Origin of the sequence: Microbacterium jejuense (genome assembly GCF_019511665.1) — a bacterium.
In the GTDB taxonomy this organism is placed as follows: Bacteria; Actinomycetota; Actinomycetes; order Actinomycetales; family Microbacteriaceae; genus Microbacterium; species Microbacterium jejuense_A.
Map to the genome: position 1 here is coordinate 135,606 of NZ_JAEUAW010000004.1, position 17,672 is coordinate 153,277.

Below are 17,672 nucleotides of genomic sequence, written 5' to 3' on the forward strand. Positions count from 1 at the left end.
GCTCACCCCTCCGCCGACGCGTCGGCGATGTAGAGGATGTCGCTCGTGCCGCGCTCGCCGCCGTTGGACGGCTGGTTGACCACCTCGCCGTTGAAGTACATGGTCGAAGACCCGCCGCCGTCGAGGTTGTACGCCGTGGTGGCGCCGAGGTCGATCATGATGTCGGCGAGCTCGGTGAGCGTGACGCCGGCGCTGTAGCCCGACTGCCGCCCGTCGACGACGACGAACACGAGGTGGTTCTCGTCGATCACTCCCACGGCGGTGCGGGGCTGGTCGCCCTGGATCGAGTGGTTGCCGAAGTTGGTGTCGACCTCGACGTCTTCGATGCCGTCGACGACAGAGCCCTCCTCGACGATCGCAGGGCCGAAGCTCAGCGTGTTCCAGGCGCCGTCGGCGAGGAGCTCGTCGGCCGTCGTGGTGGTCTCGTCGTACACCGCGACGCGGCCATCGGTGTAGAACACCAGCCCCTGCCGCGCCGGCTCGTCACGGAAGACGACGCCGTTGCGGATGACGATGCCGGTGTCGCGGAAGCCGTAGTAGTCGCCGTTGATGGCGAAGATCGCGTTGTTGTCGGCCGCGATGGCGCTCGTGGTCTCGGTGATGTTCTCGCCGAACTGGTCCTTCGCGAAAGCGCTGCGCACGGCCGTGGCGTCCGAGAGCGTGACGTCGGCGACGTAGTACGTCACGGTGTCGGAGCCCGATCCCTCGGTGACCGTCGAGATCGTGATCGACGTCGAGCCGTCGGAGTAGGACGTATCGGTGACGGTGGTCGCGGCATCCGTCGCTCCGTCCGTCTCGGCGTCGTCGGTCGTCGACGGATCGGCGGACGTCGTGGAGTTCTGCGCCTCGTACTCCGACACGTCGGCGATCTCGACATGCTCGATCAGGAAGCGGTCGGCCGCCCACACCGCCCCGCCGCCCGCGCTCAGCGCGACAACGAGACCCGAGGCGATGACGATGTTGCGGGTGCGCCGCTTCTTGTGCGAAGTGTCCATGCTTCATGGGTACGGACCCCGCTTACGACGCGTCTTGCCGTCGCCTATGAGGCCGCTCGGCGAAGAATCCTTATGCGATCAGAAAGTTCGGTGGTTTCTTAGACCGTGTCGGCTGTCATCCGTGGCGTACGACGGTGGCGGTCTGACATGGTGGCACGCATGACCCGCATTGGCATCGTCGCCGAAGCGCCCGGAGAGAACCGGGTGGCCGCGACCCCCACCACCGTTCCGAAACTCATCACCCTGGGCTACGACGTCGTCGTCGAAGCCGGTGCGGGGGCGGCGTCGTCGTTCCCGGATGCCGCGTACGCGGCATCCGGAGCCTCCGTGGTCGACGCGGCCGAGGCGTGGGCGTCGCCCGTGGTGCTGAAGGTGAACGCGCCGACGCCGGCGGAGATCGACCGGCTTGCCGATGGAGCGACGGTCGTCGCGATGCTGAGCCCGGCGCTGCGGCCGGATCTCGTCGAGGCGCTCGCCACGCGGGGCATCACGGCCGTCGCCCTCGACGCGGTGCCGCGGATCTCGCGCGCGCAGTCGATGGACGTGCTGAGCTCGATGGCCAACATCGCCGGGTACCGCGCCGTCGTCGAGGCCGCCCACGAGTTCGGGCGGTTCTTCACCGGGCAGGTCACGGCGGCGGGCAAGGTGCCGCCCGCGAAGGTGCTCGTGGCGGGAGCGGGCGTGGCGGGGCTGGCGGCGATCGGCGCAGCCTCGAGCCTCGGCGCCATCGTGCGCGCGACGGATCCGCGCCCCGAGGTGGCCGACCAGGTCGCGTCGATCGGCGGCCAGTACCTCGAGGTCGTCGTTGCCGACGAGCACAGGCAGGCGTCGGCCGACGGCTACGCGAAGGCCACGAGCGAGGCGTACGACCGGCGGGCGGCCGAGATCTACTCCGAGCAGGCCGCCGACGTCGACATCATCATCACGACCGCGCTGATCCCCGGACGGCCCGCGCCGCGACTCATCACCGCCGCCGACGTCGCGCGCATGAAGCCGGGCAGCGTCATCGTCGACATGGCGGCCGGCCAGGGCGGCAACGTCGAGGGCTCGGTCGCGGGGGAGAGGGTCGTCACCAGTAACGGCGTCGTCATCCTCGGCTACACCGATCTCGCGGGCCGGCTGCCGCAGCAGGCGTCACAGCTGTTCGCGACGAACCTCGTCAATCTGCTGAAGCTCCTGACGCCGGGCAAGGACGGCGTGCTCTCACTCGACTTCGACGACGTCGTTCAGCGTGCCGTCACGGTCGTCCGCGACGGCGCGGTGACGTGGCCGCCGCCGCCCGTCCAGGTGTCAGCGGCGCAGGCAGCGGCGCCGGCTGTGCCCGCGGAGGCCCCGCCCGCGCGGGCTCCGATGTCGGCCGGTGCGCGCACGGCGCTGGTCGCCGTGGGGATCGCCGCGCTGTTCGCGGTGTGCGCGTTCGCGCCGCCGCCGCTGCCGCAGCACTTCCTCGTGCTCACGCTCGCGGTGGTCGTCGGCTTCTACGTCATCGGGCACGTCGCGCACGCGCTGCACACGCCGCTGATGAGCGTCACCAATGCCATCTCGGGCATCATCGTGGTCGGCGCCATGGTGCAGATCACGGCGCCCGACCTGACCGTGCAGATCCTTGCCGCCGTGGCGGTGCTGCTGGCGAGCATCAACATCTTCGGCGGCTTCGCCGTCACGCGCCGCATGCTCGCGATGTTCCAGAAGGGCGACGCCCGATGATCGCCGTCGCAGGTGCCGTCGCGGGAGCGGCCTACGTCGTCGCCGCCCTGCTGTTCATCCTGAGCCTCGCGGGGCTCAGCAAGCACGAGACGAGCCGCCGCGGCGTGACGTTCGGCATCGTCGGCATGATCATCGCCCTGGTGGCGACGGTGTGGCTCACGGCCGCCGGCGCGTGGGGCACCCCGTCCGGGACGACGGGCCTCATCCTTCTCGTGGCGGCCGTGGTCGTCGGCGGGGCGATCGGGCTGTGGCGGGCGCGCGTCGTCGAGATGACGGGGATGCCGGAGCTCATCGCGCTACTGCACTCCTTCGTCGGTCTCGCCGCGGTGCTGGTGGGCTGGAACGGCGCCCTGTACGACGCCGGGCTCGACGGCGCCCTCGCCGACATCCACCATGCCGAGGTGTTCATCGGCGTCTTCATCGGCGGTGTGACGTTCACGGGGTCGATCGTGGCGTTCCTGAAGCTGTCGGCCCGCATCTCGTCGCGGCCGCTCATGCTTCCGGGCAAGAACGCGCTCAACGTCGGGGCGCTCGTCGTCTTCGTCGCCCTGACCGTCTGGTACGTCCTCACGCCCGAGCTGTGGCTGCTCGTGCTCGTGACCGTGCTCGCGCTGGCGCTGGGCTGGCACCTGGTCGCCTCCATCGGCGGGGGCGACATGCCCGTCGTCGTCTCGATGCTCAACAGCTACTCGGGATGGGCGGCGGCCGCAGCCGGGTTCCTGCTGAACAACGACCTGCTGATCGTCACAGGGGCCCTGGTGGGCTCGTCGGGCGCGTACCTGAGCTACATCATGTGCAAGGCGATGAACCGCTCGTTCCTGTCGGTCATCGCGGGCGGGTTCGGGATCGAGGCGCCGAAGGGCGGCGACGAGGAGCACGGAGAACATCGCGAGATCGACGCGGCCGGTGCCGCGGACCTGCTCGCGGGGGCCGGTTCCGTCGTCATCACCCCCGGCTACGGCATGGCCGTCGCGCAGGCGCAGCACGGTGTCGCGGACCTCGTGCAGAAGCTGCGCGAACGGGGCGTCGACGTGCGGTTCGGCATCCATCCCGTCGCCGGTCGTCTTCCCGGGCACATGAACGTGCTGCTCGCCGAGGCGAAGGTCCCCTACGACATCGTCCTCGAGATGGACGAGATCAACGACGACCTCGCGCACACCGACGTCGTGCTCGTCATCGGCGCGAACGACACGGTCAATCCTGCGGCGGCCGAGGACCCCACCAGTCCGATCGCCGGAATGCCCGTGCTGCGCGTGTGGGAAGCATCGAATGTGATCGTCTTCAAGCGGTCGATGGCGTCCGGATATGCCGGCGTCGCCAATCCGCTGTTCTTCCGCGAGAACACGCAGATGCTCTTCGGCGACGCGAAAGACAAAGTCGACGAGATTCTCATGCAGCTCTCACGAATTGCCGTGTGACAGCGAAAGGCCCTCACGGTGAGGCTTCATCACCGTGAGGGCCTTTCGACATCGATCAGTGCGCTGCGTCGTATGCCTCGAGAATGGATGCCGGAACCCGGCCCCGCTCCGAGACCTTGAAGCCGTTCGCCTTCGCCCATTCACGCACGACGCTGAGGTCGCGCTGACCCGTGCGGCGGCGGCCGCCGGCAGCGGAGGTGGGAGCGGCCGTGCGGCCGGAGCTCACACGCCGACCGGCTGAGGTGTAGGCCGAGAGGGCGTCGCGCAGGGCGGCCGCATTCTCGGCGGAGAGGTCGATCTCATAGGCGATGCCGTCGAGCGAGAAAAGAACGGTCTCGCCGTCGCCGACTTCGAGGACGGTGCCGTCGATGTCGTCGACGAGCTGGTGGATGATTTTTCGGGCCATGTGCAATCACATTACGCAGGGCAATTGCATGGTGCCAAGAATTTCGCCGCGACGCGCCGACAATAGCCGCGCATTGGTGTCAAGGAAGGATTCCCGCGCGGCGCGCCATGACGACCGCCGCATGGCGGGTCGAGGCATCCAATTTCGCCATCGCAGACTGCAGATACGACTTGACCGTGCCCTCTTTGAGGTTCAGTGTCGCGGCGATCTCGGCGTTGGTCGAGCCGAGCGCGGCGCAGGCCAGGACGTCGAGCTCGCGAGGAGACAGGCGCACGTCGAGTTCGAGCGGCGGCTCGGCGGCGTCGTTCGACAGCGAGGCCAGGCGCTGCTCGAGGCGCCCGAGTCGCGCGCGCACGGCAGGGTCGGCCACCAGTGCGGAGATGCTGCGCAGCTCGGCGTAGCTCTCGCGCAGTCCCTCTCGCGTCGCGGCCGGGAGGGCCGCGGGGGTCGCCGCGCCGTGGGTCCTCGACAACCGGCGCTGCACCTCTTCGCGGATGCGCAGCTCGCTCGACAGTTCGTCGGCCACGGCGAAGGCGGGACGCGCCACGACGTCGCCGACGGGAGCCTCGGCCCACGAGCCGCAGTAGATGACCCCGCGCGCACGCCCCGACACCATGATCGGCACGGCGAACAGCGTCGCGATGCCCTCGCCGAGCACTGCCCGGTCGTAGTCGTGCGTGATGCTGCGGGCGGAGCGGTAGTCGATGGCCAAGCGGGGGCGCTTCTCGATGAGCGCGCGACCGCCCAGGCCGCGGGCCTCCTCGACGACGAGGCCCTCCAGGCTGTGGGTGCGTGCGCCATGGATCGAGGTGACGTGGATCGCGCCGTCGAGCACGAGACCGCCGAAGGCGACGGGGAACCGCGTGCGTCGTACGAGCTCGGCGACCGCGTGGTCGAGGGCCTGCGCATCGCTCAGGTCGTCGTCGGGTGCGCCGAAGGCAGCACCGACCCCCGCTCGAGCGCGGTCAGGGCCCGGTGCCTGGTGTGGGAGGGACGCGCCCACGACTACCTACTTCCGGGGTGACGGCGTCCTCGCCGCCGTCTTCGTCGCGTCGACATTACCACCGGGCGTGCGACGCGAACCCGGGGGAGGGCGGGGCCCGGACGCTCGCCTCGGGCCCCGCCGCGCGGGCGGCCTACACGCCCGCGGTCTGTGCGTCTCGCGCGGCTTGCGGCGCGGGCGGGATGCTCCGTCCCCTTCCTGGCTCGGCACCGGTGCTCGGTTCGCGTTCGAGGTCGAGCAGGAAGCGCTTGATGTCGGGCCGGCCGCCGTACTCGCCGATCGAGCCGTCGGCACGCACGACGCGGTGCACCGGGACGACGATCGAGAACGGGGTGGCGGCGCACGCGGTGCCCACCGCTCGAGCGGCGCGGGGGGTGCCGGCCGCGATGGCCACTTCGCCGTAGCCCGCGGTCTCGCCATAGGGGATGTCGCACACCGCCTCCAGCGCGGCTCGCGTGAAGCCGCGCACGAGTCTCCAGTCCAGCGGGAGGTCGAAGTGCGTGCGGGCGCCGTCGAAGTACTCGTCGAGCTGGGCGGCGGCCACCTCGAACGGGTCCGCCTCGGCGCTCGGCGAAGCGGTGCCCGCGGCATCCCCCTCATCGTCGGGGACGGGCGCGGCGTGGAGCCGCAGCGAGACGCGCTCGATCTCGCTGTCGAGTGGGCCGTCGAAGGGATGCAGCGTCACGATACCGTCCTCGGTGACGACGATGAGGATGTCGCCGACGGGCGACGGGTGGACGCGGTAGCGGGGCGGATCCGTCGTGGTCATGCGACCATCCTGACGCGGGGCGATGACGTTCCGGACAGCGGGATCGCGGAATGTGGGAAGCCGGCGCTCGCCCCGGTCGAACCGTGGCCTGGGGAGGAGAGGACGCCGGCCCGGCCGCCCAATACCGCGAAACTCAGGTCCATTGCAAGTACCCCGTGCATGCTCCGTTTAGGGTGGCTCGTGTGTGGCGAGCAGAGCGGAGCGCCGTGTTGGGCGCAGAGGACGCCGAACGCGGGTCGGTCGTGACCCCCGGCGATCTCGGGCTCGCCGAACCGGACGTGACGGTCGTGCACGTCGCGGAACCCGAGCGCGACCGGCTGCGTCTGCAGTCCGCGGCGCTCGGCGGACGCTCCACGCTGCAGCACTTCATCGACGGCCAGGACGCGGCGATCGAGATCACGAAGGCGCACCCCGGCAGCCTCCCGCAGTTCATCACCGGCAGGTCGACGCTGCTGTCGAACCTCTTCCGCGACGAGGTGGCGCTGCGCGGCGCGCGCCTGGCCGCCGAGCGCATCACGGCGAAGGACCTCGAGCTGCGCACGACGCGCGGGCTCGACACCGTCCGCCTCGCGGTGGGACTCGCCCACTGGCGTCTCGGCGGGCTCGTGTGCAGCGCCCCTGTGCTGCTGCGCCCGCTGGCGATCCGCCGTCACCACGGCGACTTCGAACTCAAGCTGCACGGGACGTTCTCGGTCAACCCCGAGCTGGTGCGCGCGATGCGGCGGCACTTCGGCATCGCGATCGACGCGGGAGGCCTCGCCGCGCTCGCCTACGAGGGCGGGCTGTTCAAGCCGCAGCCGGTGATCGACCACCTGCGCGCACTCACCGCGTCCATCGACAGCTACGTCGTGAAGCCCCGCCTGCTCGTCTCGAGCTTCGCGGACGTGGGCGGGAGCATGGCGGCGGACGCCACGAACCTCGACCACCCCGTGCTCAACGCGCTCGCGGGCCACGTCTCGGACCGCGAGTCGCTGACCATCCGTCGCGACGGACCCGTTCCGACGAGCCCCGACCATCGTCCGCCGGCGGCGGACACGCTGCTGCTGGACGCGGACTCCGAACAGGAACGGGTGCTGGCGCGCATCGCCGACGGCCAGTCGATCGTGGTGCACACGCTGCCCGGCACCGGCGGCACGCAGACCGTCATCAACACGGTCGGCCAGCTGGTCCGTGCCGGCAAGAACGTGCTCGTCGTGAGCGCGCGACGCTCGACGCTCGACGGCGTCCGCCATCGCCTCGCGGGGATCGGGCTGCCAGGGCTCGCGGTGTCGCCCGACCGGCTGCAGCGCGACCTCATCCGCGCGATCGGCCGCAACGAGAAGGCCGAGACCCCCAAGGTCGCCGACATCGACGACGCGCTCGTGCGCCTGCGCGGCGTGCTCGGCGACTACCGCTCCGCGGTGACCGACCCGCATCCGTCGCTCGGCGTCTCGGTGCTCGACATCCTGCGCGCCCTCGCGACGCTCGCGGAGTCCGGCGCGGCACCGGCGACCGAGGCGCGCTTCGACGAGGAGGCGCTCGAGCGCCTTGCGACCACGCGCCCGGAGGCGGCGGCCAAGCTCGCGGCGGCCGCGCGGCTCGGGGAGTTCCGCTTCGGTCCCGACGACTCGCCGTGGTACGGCGTCACGTTCTCGACCGTCGAAGAGGCGCGGGCCGCGCATGCGCTGGCCGGAAAGCTGCAGCGCAGCGATCTGCCCACGCTGCTGGAGCGCGGCTACGAACTGGTCGGCCAGACGCGCATGCGCCCCTTCCAGACCGTCGATGAGCTCGGGGTCTACCTGCGCCTCATGCAGGGCATCCGCGACTCGCTCGACAAGTTCAGCATGACGGTCTTCGAGCGTCCGCTGGGCGAGCTGATCCAGGCGCACGCGGCCCGACGCGACGCACCCGACATGACCGGGGCGAACCGCCGCCGGCTGCGCCGCCTGTCGCGCGAGTACCTGCGTCCGGGCGTCCACGTGCCCGACATGTACGAGGCGCTCGTGCGCATCCAGCAGCAGCGCACGGAGTGGCAGCGGTACGTCGAGGCCGGCGTGACGCCCGAGGTGCCGCTGGGCCTCGGCGACGTGCAGGTCGCGTGGCACCGCGTCGAGTCCGAGCTCGGCGAACTCGACAGCGTGCTCGGCCGCAGCGGACCCGATCGCCTCGGAGCGCTGCCCGTGAAGCAGCTCGTGCGCACGCTCGCGGGCCTTGCCGCGGACTCCGACGTCTTCGACAACCTCAAGGAGCGCGCCACGCTGCGCACCGAGCTGGCGGCCCTGGGACTGGAGCCGCTGCTGCTCGAGCTCTCGGTGCGGCACGTTCCCGAAGAGCAGGTGGCGGCCGAACTCGAGTTCGCGTGGTGGCAGTCCGCGCTCGAACTGGTGCTGCGCACGGATCGGGCCGTCCTCGGCGCCAACACCGCGGTCGTCGACCGCCTGGAGCGGGACTTCCGTCTCGTCGACGAGGCGCATGCGGCGGCATCCGGTCCGCTTCTGGCTGCGCAGCTGGCCACGCAGTGGCGGATCGGCATCGTCGACCACGCCGATGAGGCTGCCGCGCTCAAGCAGGCACTCAAACGTGGTGCCGTGACGCCCGCCGAGCTCTTCGCCGTCGCACCGACCCTGTCGCGCACGCTGGCGCCGGTGTGGCTCGCGTCGCCCTACGAGGTGCCACGGATCCCCGAGGCAGCGGCCTTCGACGTCGTCGTGCTGGCGGATGCTGGGGCCCTGTGCCTCGCGGAGGCCGCACCCGCCCTGCGACGGGCGAGGCAGGTCGTGGCGTTCGGCGATCCCGTGACGCAGAAGCCGACGCCCTTCGTGGTCGCCGCCGCCTACTCGGCCGCGCCCTCCGCGCCCGCCGCGATGGCGGGGGAGGAGACCGCCGACGACGAGGTGCCGTTCGACCACACCAGCGTGTTCGAACGTCTGGCCGAGCTGTTCCCGGTCGAGACGCTGACCCGCAGCTACCGCGCGGGCGGCGAAGACCTGGCGGCGCTCGTGAACGACGCGTTCTACGGGGGCGAGCTCGTGTCGCTGCCGTGGGCGGGGTCGTACCTCGGACGCGGCAGCCTCGCGGTGGACTATGTCGAGGGGGGCCACGGCGCACCCGATCCCGTGACGGGCGCCGTCGAGAGTCCCGATTCCGAGGTCGCGCGCGTCGTGACTCTCGTCGTCGAGCACGCCGTCAACCGCGGCACCGAGTCGCTCATGGTCGTGACAGCGAGCGCGCGTCATGCCGAGCGCATCCGCGGTGCCGTCGAGGCGGCGTTCGTCGGCCGGTCCGACGTCGCGGACTTCGTCTCACGCGACACCGCTGAGCCGTTCGCCGTGCTCACGCTCGAGGAGTCGGTGGCCGAGAGCCGCGACCGCGTGATCTTCTCGCTCGGCTTCGGTCTCACCAAGCACGGCCGCGTGCTGAGCGACTTCGGCGACCTGTCGACCCCCGACGGCGAACGACTGCTCACCGTCGGCATGACCCGTGCGCGCCGGTCGATGGTGATCGTGTCGTCCATCCGCCCGTCGGCATTCGACGACGGCCGCCTGGAGTACGGCGCGGCGACGCTCATGTCGATCCTCGGCAACATCGCCGCCCGATCGCGCGAGGCACGGCTCGAAGACCTCGCCGATCCGCTGACCCGCGCGCTCGCGCGCGAGCTGCGGCGCGCCGGGCTGTCGGTCGACGTGCACTACCGCGGCCTGCTGCCGCTCGTGGCGCAGTACGACGGCAAGGCCGTCGTCGTCGAGAGCGACCCCGAGACGGTGGGCGAGTCGCTGCGCGAGTCGCTGCGGCTGCGCCCGCAGGTGCTGCGGCGCCTCGGCTGGCACTACGTCCGCGTGCACTCGTTCGACCTGTACCGCGACCCCGCCGAAGTGGCTCAGCGGATCGCCGCGATGCTCGGCGTGCCGCCGGATGCCCCGCGCGTCGACAACGAGACGCAGCCGATCGATGTCGTCGAGTGACCGTCAGCGCATCGAGCGGGTCCGCGGTTCACGGCGTGCGAAGCTGACGCCCGCCCCCGGCACGACCGCCGAGCCCACCCCTGCCGATGAACCGGTGGATGCCGCGACCGCAGGAGGTGCGGCATCCACCGGTTCTGCGGGGCCGAACGACGAGCGCATGCGCCGCGACGTTCCCCCGCACTACTAGGGCGCTTGTCGTCTCGCCCGCTCAGCGGCCGGGCGACTTCTGCAGCAGGTCGCGGATCTGGACGAGCAGCTCCTGCTCGGTCGGCAGCGGCTCGGCCTCGGGCTGGCCGGCGCCGGCCCGGGCCGCCTGGCGCTCCTTGAAGTGGTTCATCGGCATGACGAACACGAAGTACACGATGACCGCGACCGCGAGGAAGTTGATGATCGAGCCGACGATCGTGCCGATCTGGAACGTGGAGGTCCCGCCCGACAGCGTCGGCACGGTCAACACCCAGCTGCTGAGGTCGCCGACCTGGAAGACGACGCCGATGAGCGGATTGATGAAGCCGTCGACGAGTGCGCCGACGATTGCCGTGAACGCCGCGCCGATCACGACCGCGACCGCCAGGTCGATGACGTTGCCGCGCAGGATGAATTCCTTGAAGCCCTTGATCACGTGGTACCCCCTGGGTGTCGTCCCGCGACGGATCGGGCTCCGGATCAGGCTCCGGACGACGCGGGCGAGGCCTTCGCCTCGGACTTCGATGATGCCGAAGTCGATGAGGAGCCGCTACCCGAGGCATCCGATCCCGAGGTCTTGGCCCCCGCGCGCGAATCGGTGCGGTAGAAGCCCGAGCCGTTGAACGTCACGCCGATCGAGCCGTACTCCTTGCGCAGCGGACCGCCGCATTCGGGGCACTCGGTGAGGGTGGGGTCGGCGAAGGACTGCACCGCGTCGAAGCGGTGACCGCACTGCTTGCAGGCGTAGGCGTAGGTGGGCATTTCTCTCGCTCGGTGGGGGTCAGCGCCGCGTGGGCGCGAGGGTGATGGTCTGCGTGGGGGTCACGACGCCGCTGACGCGCTGGTCGTGGACGTCGCTGGGCACCTCGTCGACGACCTCGGAGTCGTACACGACGGCGTACACGGGCGGGCACCGCTCCATGGATCCGAGGGTCTTGTCGTAGAAGCCGCGGCCCCAGCCGAGCCGCATGCCGGTGCGGTCGACGGCGGCCGCGGGCACGACGAGCAGGTCGACGTCGTTCAGCGCGATGGGGCCGAGCAACTCGCCCACGGGCTCCGGGAGGCCGAACAGCCCCTCGGCGATGTCGCCGTCGGGGGTCGCGACGGCCCAGTCCAGCAGCCCGTCGGTGCGGGTCACGGGAAGGAGGACCCGGATGCCGCGGGCCGCGGCATCCGCCACGAACGAACGCGTGCCGGGCTCGGTCGTGGTGGACAGGAAGCACGAGATCGAGCGGGCGCCGTGCTCGGCGACGAGGGCATCGAGCTGCGCGTGGACACCGGCCTCGGCGCCCTCGCGGGCCGCGTCCGAGAGCAGCTGACGGCGCTCGCGCAGCTCGGCTCGCAGCGCGCGCTTCGCGTCGGCGATCGCGTCGGACATGCCCTCGATTCTACGGCGGCGGATTCTAGACCGCGTCCATGTCCACCGGGAACGATAACCCTGGCGGCATAGACTCGGACAATGCCTCACTCTCCGATCAAGGCCGTGATCCCGGCCGCAGGTCTCGGTACCCGCTTCCTCCCGGCGACGAAGGCGATGCCCAAGGAGATGCTCCCGGTCGTCGACAAGCCCGCGATCCAGTACGTCGTCGAGGAGGCCGCGCAGGCCGGCATCGATGACATCCTCGTGATCATCGGTCGCAACAAGAACGCCATCTCGAACCACTTCGACTCGGTGCCCGAGCTCGAAGAGAAGCTGAAGGACAAGGGCGACGTCGATCGCCTTCGCCGCGTGCTGGAGTCGAGCGACCTCGCCGACATCCATTTCGTCCGCCAGGGCGAGCCGAAGGGTCTCGGCCACGCCGTGCTGCGTGCGAAGGCGCACGTCGGCGACTCCTCCTTCGCGGTCATGCTCGGCGACGACCTCATCGACGAGCGCGACGAGCTGCTGACCACGATGATCGCCGAGCACGAGCGCACGGGCGCCGCGATCGTGGCCCTCATGGAGGTGCCGCAATCGCACATCCACCTCTACGGCGTCGCGTCGGCCGAGGCGACCGAGCAGGACGGCGTCGTCAAGGTGAACGGCCTCGTCGAGAAGCCCAGCGCCGAGGACGCCCCGTCGAACCTCGCGATCATCGGCCGCTACGTGCTCAGCCCCGCCGTGTTCGACATCCTCGAGCGCACGGAGCCCGGCAAGGGCGGCGAGATCCAGCTCACCGACGCACTGCAGGAGCTCGCGGCCGACCCAGACGGACCCGGCGTGTACGGCGTCGTCTTCCGTGGCCGTCGCTACGACACCGGCGATAGGGTGGACTACATCAAGGCCATCGTGCAGCTCGCGGTCGATCGCGAAGACCTCGGTCCCGATCTGCGTCCCTGGTTCAAGGAGTTCGCGGCGAACCTCTGACGCCGCCCGTTCAAGGGAGTCTCGTGGATCTGACGGCTCCCCGCAGCCATGGCCCGGTGGCGATCCGGCTGGTGAAGCAGCGCGACGCGCGCGTGCTGCAGAGCGAGCTGCTCGCCAACCGCGGCTGGCTGCGTCCGTGGGAGGCCACGAGCCCCGACGGCCCTGTGTCGTTCGACATGCGCGTCGGCGTGCGCCGGCTGCTGCAGCAGTACCGCGACGGCGTCGGCGTGCCGTTCGTCATGGAGTACGACGGCGAGGTCGCCGGACAGCTCAACGTGTGGGGCGTCGCGCGCGGCTCGCTCGCATCGGCCACGATCGGCTACTGGGTCAGCGAGCGATTCGCCGGTCGTGGCATCACGCCCACATCGGTGGCGCTCGCGACCGACATCTGCTTCTCGGAGCTGCGCCTGCACCGCATGGAGATCTGCATCCGGCCTGAGAACCGGGCGAGCCTGCGCGTCGTCGAGAAGCTCGGGTTCCGCTACGAGGGCCTGCGGCGACGCTTCATCCACATCGACGGGGACTGGCGCGACCACTACGCGTTCGCCCTCGTGCGAGAGGACGTGCCCGAGGGCGTGCTGCAGCGGTGGGTGTCCGGTCGGGCGCCGCAGGACGCGGCGACCGTCCCTCCCGCGGATCGCCTGCACGCGTAGGCCGACGACGCGCATCGCGCGACACGCGAGCGGATGCGTGTGTCCGCGGGATGCCGTCGCGTTACCGTGGACTGCATGGGTGGGCAGGTACTGGGCGGGGGAGTGATCGTCCTCGTCGCCGCGGCGTTGTGGCTGGTCTACCTGCTGCCGTCGTGGCACAGCAGGCGTCAGTACGACGCCGCTGAGCGCAACGCCGTGCGGCTCAACCAGGCGCTCCGGGTGCTCGCCGAGACGAGTGAGACGCCTGAAGAGGTGCGGCTGGAGCTCAACGCGCGCACCGCCGCCGCCCAGCAGCGGCTCGCGAAGCGCGCTCTCGCCGAACGCGAGCAGGCGGCCCTCGAAGGCGCGAAGGCCGAGCTCGAACGCGCCCGCACCGAGCGGGTCGCCGCCGAGGCCGCCGCGCGGGTCGACCTGGAGCGCTCACGTGCGGAGCGTGCCGCGGCCGAGGCTGCCGCGCGTGCCGAGCTCGCAGCGGCGCGCGCCCTCCCGGCCGCCCGCCGCGCGCGTGCGCGCCGCCGGTTCCGCCTCGCCGCGACCTTCGTCGGGGTGCTCGGTCTCGGGCTGGCCGCGTGGGGCGCGTACGAGACCGTCACCGCCGGCGTGCAGACGCTCCTGTGGACGGGGGTGGGACTGGCTGCGGCATCCCTTCTCGTCCTTCACCGGCTCGCGCGGGTCGCCGCGCGCGCTGTCGCCGCGTCGGCGGATGCCGCACCCCGACGCGCGACGGCGGTGCAGGATGTCGCGCTCGAGGTCGAGGAGCGGGTGTGGGAGCCGCGCACCCTGCCGCAGCCGCTCACCGCGTCCGCCGGATCGCGCGCGGCCGCCGTGCTGGACGCGCAGGCCGCTCGCGCCGCACTGCGTCAGGCAGCCCTCGAAGAGGCGATGCGGGCGCGAGCGGAGGACCAGCGTCCGCCGTCGATCGACACGGCTCGGACGGCACGGACGACCTCGCCGGGCACCGACTACTCGCGGATGGGGTACGTCGACGACGCCGAGATCGAGGCGCACGTGCGCGACCTGCTGAGCCGCCGCGCAGCGGGTCAGTGAGGCGCGCCCGGGGTCGCCGGCCGATTCGGAGCACGCTTCGAGCCGTGATAGTGTTTTCGAGGTTCACGGGCCTGTAGCGCAGTTGGTAGCGCGCCTCGTTCGCATCGAGGAGGTCAGGGGTTCGATTCCCCTCAGGTCCACCAGAACACCGAAGAGCCCGCCGGATCCGGCGGGCTCTTCTGCGTCTCAGACGGCCTTCAGCGGCGGGGGAGCTGCCGACGACTCGATGATCGAGACGCCACGGCCGCGGAGTCGACGCCGCTCCTCTTCGAGCGAGGCCAGCAGGCGATCGCGGGTGCCGCGGCTGTGCTGCGCGACGAGGCGTCGGGCGGCGGCGGCGTCGCGGTCCGCGACGGCTGCGGCGATCTGCATGTGCTCGGCGCGAGCCTGCGCCCGTGACTCGGGCGTGCGCACCTCGAGCCACCGCGTGCGGCTCAACCGGGTCAGGGCGCCCGCCATCGCGTCGGCGAGGAACGGGTTGCGCGACAGGCGCGCCAGGGCGAGGTGGAAGTCGCTGCCGTCGCGCAGGCCGACCTCTTCGTCGTCGTGGCGATGGTGAGCGTCCGCGAGCGCGCGGAGGGATGCCAGCTCGGCGTCGTCGGCGCGCTCGACCGCATGCTCGACCACGGCGGCCTCGACGGCCTCGCGATACTCCATGACCGCGCGGATCTCGGCCAGATCGATCGGCGCCACCTGCCAGCCGCGTCCCTCGCGCTGCGTGAGCCCCTCGTTCTCGAGCCGCATCAGCGCGGCGCGGATGGGCGTGCGCGACGCGCCGAGCAGGGACTCCAGCCCGCGTTCGCTCAGTCGTTCACCGGGCATCAGCTCGAGGGAGAGGATCGCGGTGCGGAGCCTGTCGTACAGGCCTCCATCGTTCGCTGCGTTCATGGCATCCATTGTGGTGCACCGGAGTGGTATACCGTAATGGTATTCGAACAGTGTGACGGAGAGAAGGCCCATGTCGAACCAGGCGGCGACGACGCAGATGCGGACCGTGCGGACCCCGGCGAAGGCCTGGGTGATGCTCGGCCTCGGTGTCGCGGCGCAGGCGACAGGAACGCTGCTCGTCTCGACGCCTGCGTACCTCATCCCGCTGCTGCACTCCGAGCAGGGGATGCCGCTCGCGCAGGCCGGCCTGCTCGCCGCGGCGCCGACCTTCGGCATGGTGCTCACGCTCGTGCTGTGGGGAGCGGCGGCCGACCGCTTCGGAGAGCGGTGGGTCATCGCCGGGGGCCTCGCCCTGACCTCGCTGTTCGCGTTCGCGGCGCTGGCCGTCGACGGCTACGCGTGGCTCGCCGTCGTCCTGGTGCTGGGCGGAGCGGCATCGGCGAGCACCAACTCTGCCAGCGGCCGTATCGTGGTCGGCTGGTTCCCGCGCGAGCGCCGCGGGCTCGCGATGGGCATCCGCCAGATGTCGCAGCCGCTGGGTGTGGCCGTCGCCGCGCTGACCGTCCCCGCCCTGGCCTCGGGGTACGGGCTCGCCGCGCCGTTCGTGCTCTCGGGCGCCGCCGCTCTCGTGCTGACGGTGCTGTGCGCGTGGGGCATACGCAACCCGCCGCGTCCGAGCGCGCCGGTCGGTGCTGCGGCTCCCCGCACCGCCAATCCGTATACCCGCGACCGCTTCCTGCTGCGCATCCACGTCGTCTCGGCGCTGCTCGTCTTCCCGCAGTTCACGCTGTCGACGTTCGGTCTGGTGTGGCTGACGGCGGGGATGGGATGGAACGCGACGGCGGCGGGACTCCTGGTGGCGGCATCCCAGTTCGTCGGAGCCCTGGGGCGCATCGTCATCGGCCACCTCAGCGACCGCGTGGGCACGCGTGTCGGAGTGCTGCGCTGGGTCGCCATCGCCGGTGTCATCGCGATGGTCGCCCTGGGAGCCGCGGGCTGGGCGCACTGGGACATCGTCGCCGCGGCGGTCTTCGTCATCGCGGCCACGATCAGCGTCGCCGACAACGGACTGGCCTTCACATCGGTCGCGGAGGCTGCCGGCCCGCGCTGGGCGGGCCGGGCGCTGGGGATCCAGAACACGGGGCAGTTCCTGACCGCCTCCGTCGTCGGTCCGGTCGTCGGCGCCCTCATCACGGCGGTGGGGTACCCGCTCGCCTTCGCACTGGTCGCCGTCACGCCGCTCGTGTCGCTCGGCCTCCTGCCCTCGCGGGATCAGCACGGGATCGACGAATCCGCGGAGCGTCAGCCGTCCTGACCCGTCCAGCCCTTGCGCCGGAAGAACAGCCACATGCCGCCGGCCGAGATCGCCATCGTGCCGAGGCCGAGCCCGAAGAACGCCCAGGGTCCGTCGAAGACGTGTGTCACCGCCCAGCCGAAGTTCATGCCGAAGAACCCGGTGAGAAAGCTCAGCGGCAGGAAGATCGACGCGATGATCGCGAGCTGCTTGGATGTCTCGCCCTGCCGGTTCGCGACGGTCGACAGGTACAGGTCGGTGCAGCCGGTCACCATCTCGTGGTCGGCGTCGAGCTCGTCGTTGATGCGGAGGAGATGGTCGTAGACATCGCGGAAGTAGTCGTGGCTGTCGGCCTCGAGCCCGGCGAGATCGGCGATCACCTCGATCTCGCGCGCGAACACGTCGCGCATCGGCACGACGGCCCTGCGCAGGTGCAGCAGCAGCCGCTTGAGGCGGAACGTCTCTTCCAGCTCACGGCGTCCGCCGCCTGACGTGATCGCGTCTTCGAGGTCGTTGATCTGCTCCTCGAGGTCGCCGAGCATCGGAAAGTAGCTGTCGACGATGACGTCGATGATCTTGTAGACGTGGTACTGCTCGCTCTTGGCGGTCTTCGCATTCGAGAACAGCGGCACGACCCGGGCGAGATCCGGATACGGACGCCGGTGCAGCGTGACGATGAAGTCGCCGCTGAGGTGGCAGTGGATCTCTTCGAGCGGGTGGATGTTGCGGTCCTCGGGCTGCGATGACACGGCGCCCTGCAGCACGAGGAGCGCGGTGTCGCCGTAGGTGTCGAGCTTCGGGCGCTGGCCGAACAGCATGCTGTCTTCGACGGCGAGCGGATGCAGGTCGAGGAGTGCGCCGAGACGCTTGATCTCGTCGGCGGGCAGGTCCGTGGCATCCAGCCAGAAGAACTCGTGGTCACGACGCAGCTGCCCGATGAGCTCGTCGTCGATGGAATCGAGGATGCGCATGGCTTCACCCTAATTCGCGGGTGAAGCCATGCGCGGACGCCGCAGGG

At 70.8% G+C, this 17,672-nt stretch carries 17 protein-coding genes and 1 tRNA gene; 9 read left to right on the forward strand and 9 right to left on the reverse strand.

Annotated features, from left to right (window positions below):
* Positions 1-2: 2 nt before the first annotated feature.
* Positions 3-995 carry a phosphodiester glycosidase family protein gene (locus JNB62_RS06565; RefSeq protein WP_220300069.1) on the reverse strand — a complete coding sequence of 331 codons (993 nt, stop codon included), beginning with the start codon at positions 993-995 and terminating at the stop codon, positions 3-5.
* A 159-nt stretch (positions 996-1,154) separates the two neighbouring features.
* On the opposite strand from JNB62_RS06565, the gene JNB62_RS06570 reads away from it, so the two are divergent.
* Positions 1,155-2,702: a Re/Si-specific NAD(P)(+) transhydrogenase subunit alpha gene (locus JNB62_RS06570; protein WP_220300070.1), complete on the forward strand. Its 1,548-nt coding sequence runs from the start codon at positions 1,155-1,157 to the stop codon at positions 2,700-2,702.
* The gene (pntB, locus tag JNB62_RS06575; RefSeq protein ID WP_220300071.1) at positions 2,699-4,120 is read left to right on the forward strand and encodes a Re/Si-specific NAD(P)(+) transhydrogenase subunit beta; all 1,422 of its coding nucleotides are present in this window, start codon (positions 2,699-2,701) and stop codon (positions 4,118-4,120) included. The genes JNB62_RS06570 and pntB overlap by 4 nt, the downstream gene beginning before the upstream one ends.
* A gap of 55 nt (positions 4,121-4,175) precedes the next feature.
* Here pntB and JNB62_RS06580 read toward each other — a convergent pair whose 3' ends face one another.
* The 3 genes from JNB62_RS06580 to JNB62_RS06590 all read right to left on the reverse strand — a co-directional run bounded on the left by JNB62_RS06580 (position 4,176) and on the right by JNB62_RS06590 (position 6,298).
* On the reverse strand, positions 4,176-4,526 hold the full coding sequence (locus JNB62_RS06580; protein ID WP_220300072.1) for a histone-like nucleoid-structuring protein Lsr2: 351 nt from the start codon (positions 4,524-4,526) through the stop codon (positions 4,176-4,178).
* A gap of 79 nt (positions 4,527-4,605) precedes the next feature.
* Positions 4,606-5,529: a helix-turn-helix transcriptional regulator gene (locus tag JNB62_RS06585; protein ID WP_308291742.1), complete on the reverse strand. Its 924-nt coding sequence runs from the start codon at positions 5,527-5,529 to the stop codon at positions 4,606-4,608.
* Positions 5,530-5,662: 133 nt separating this feature from the next.
* Positions 5,663-6,298, reverse strand: a complete 636-nt coding sequence (locus JNB62_RS06590; protein WP_220300073.1) for a methylated-DNA--[protein]-cysteine S-methyltransferase — start codon at positions 6,296-6,298, stop codon at positions 5,663-5,665.
* Between the two features lie 209 nt (positions 6,299-6,507).
* Between JNB62_RS06590 and JNB62_RS06595 the strand changes: the two genes are divergently transcribed.
* The gene (locus JNB62_RS06595) at positions 6,508-10,239 is read left to right on the forward strand and encodes an AAA family ATPase (protein WP_220300286.1); all 3,732 of its coding nucleotides are present in this window, start codon (positions 6,508-6,510) and stop codon (positions 10,237-10,239) included.
* The gene (locus JNB62_RS06600; RefSeq protein ID WP_220300074.1) at positions 10,226-10,426 is read left to right on the forward strand and encodes a hypothetical protein; all 201 of its coding nucleotides are present in this window, start codon (positions 10,226-10,228) and stop codon (positions 10,424-10,426) included. Before JNB62_RS06595 ends, JNB62_RS06600 begins: the two co-directional genes overlap by 14 nt.
* A 21-nt stretch (positions 10,427-10,447) precedes the next feature.
* Here JNB62_RS06600 and mscL read toward each other — a convergent pair whose 3' ends face one another.
* The 3 genes from mscL to JNB62_RS06615 are packed head-to-tail and all read right to left on the reverse strand — an operon-like array spanning position 10,448 to position 11,803.
* Positions 10,448-10,861: a large conductance mechanosensitive channel protein MscL gene (gene mscL, locus JNB62_RS06605; RefSeq protein WP_220300075.1), complete on the reverse strand. Its 414-nt coding sequence runs from the start codon at positions 10,859-10,861 to the stop codon at positions 10,448-10,450.
* 44 nt (positions 10,862-10,905) lie between these two features.
* Positions 10,906-11,187 (reverse strand): FmdB family zinc ribbon protein, encoded by a 282-nt coding sequence (locus JNB62_RS06610; RefSeq protein ID WP_220300076.1) that lies wholly within the window; start codon positions 11,185-11,187, stop codon positions 10,906-10,908.
* Between the two features lie 19 nt (positions 11,188-11,206).
* Positions 11,207-11,803: a 5-formyltetrahydrofolate cyclo-ligase gene (locus JNB62_RS06615; protein ID WP_220300077.1), complete on the reverse strand. Its 597-nt coding sequence runs from the start codon at positions 11,801-11,803 to the stop codon at positions 11,207-11,209.
* An 81-nt stretch (positions 11,804-11,884) separates the two neighbouring features.
* On the opposite strand from JNB62_RS06615, the gene galU reads away from it, so the two are divergent.
* From galU to JNB62_RS06635, 4 genes are all read left to right on the forward strand, one after another.
* The gene (gene galU / locus JNB62_RS06620; RefSeq protein WP_220300078.1) at positions 11,885-12,772 is read left to right on the forward strand and encodes a UTP--glucose-1-phosphate uridylyltransferase GalU; all 888 of its coding nucleotides are present in this window, start codon (positions 11,885-11,887) and stop codon (positions 12,770-12,772) included.
* A 23-nt stretch (positions 12,773-12,795) separates the two neighbouring features.
* On the forward strand, positions 12,796-13,425 hold the full coding sequence (locus JNB62_RS06625) for a GNAT family N-acetyltransferase (protein ID WP_220300079.1): 630 nt from the start codon (positions 12,796-12,798) through the stop codon (positions 13,423-13,425).
* 75 nt (positions 13,426-13,500) lie between these two features.
* Positions 13,501-14,472 carry a large exoprotein gene (locus JNB62_RS06630; protein WP_220300080.1) on the forward strand — a complete coding sequence of 324 codons (972 nt, stop codon included), beginning with the start codon at positions 13,501-13,503 and terminating at the stop codon, positions 14,470-14,472.
* A gap of 67 nt (positions 14,473-14,539) precedes the next feature.
* Positions 14,540-14,615 (forward strand) — tRNA-Ala (locus tag JNB62_RS06635).
* Positions 14,616-14,658: 43 nt separating this feature from the next.
* Here the strand turns inward: JNB62_RS06635 and JNB62_RS06640 are convergent.
* A complete protein-coding gene (locus tag JNB62_RS06640) occupies positions 14,659-15,360 on the reverse strand; it encodes a GntR family transcriptional regulator (RefSeq protein WP_220300081.1) in 702 nt (233 codons plus the stop codon).
* Positions 15,361-15,430: 70 nt separating this feature from the next.
* Here JNB62_RS06640 and JNB62_RS06645 point away from each other — a divergent pair, with 70 nt between their 5' ends.
* The gene (locus tag JNB62_RS06645; RefSeq protein WP_220300082.1) at positions 15,431-16,675 is read left to right on the forward strand and encodes an MFS transporter; all 1,245 of its coding nucleotides are present in this window, start codon (positions 15,431-15,433) and stop codon (positions 16,673-16,675) included.
* On the opposite strand, the gene JNB62_RS06650 is transcribed toward JNB62_RS06645, so the two are convergent.
* Positions 16,663-17,625 carry a magnesium transporter CorA family protein gene (locus tag JNB62_RS06650; RefSeq protein ID WP_220300083.1) on the reverse strand — a complete coding sequence of 321 codons (963 nt, stop codon included), beginning with the start codon at positions 17,623-17,625 and terminating at the stop codon, positions 16,663-16,665. The two genes, JNB62_RS06645 and JNB62_RS06650, sit on opposite strands and share 13 nt — an antisense overlap.
* Positions 17,626-17,672: the final 47 nt, after the last annotated feature.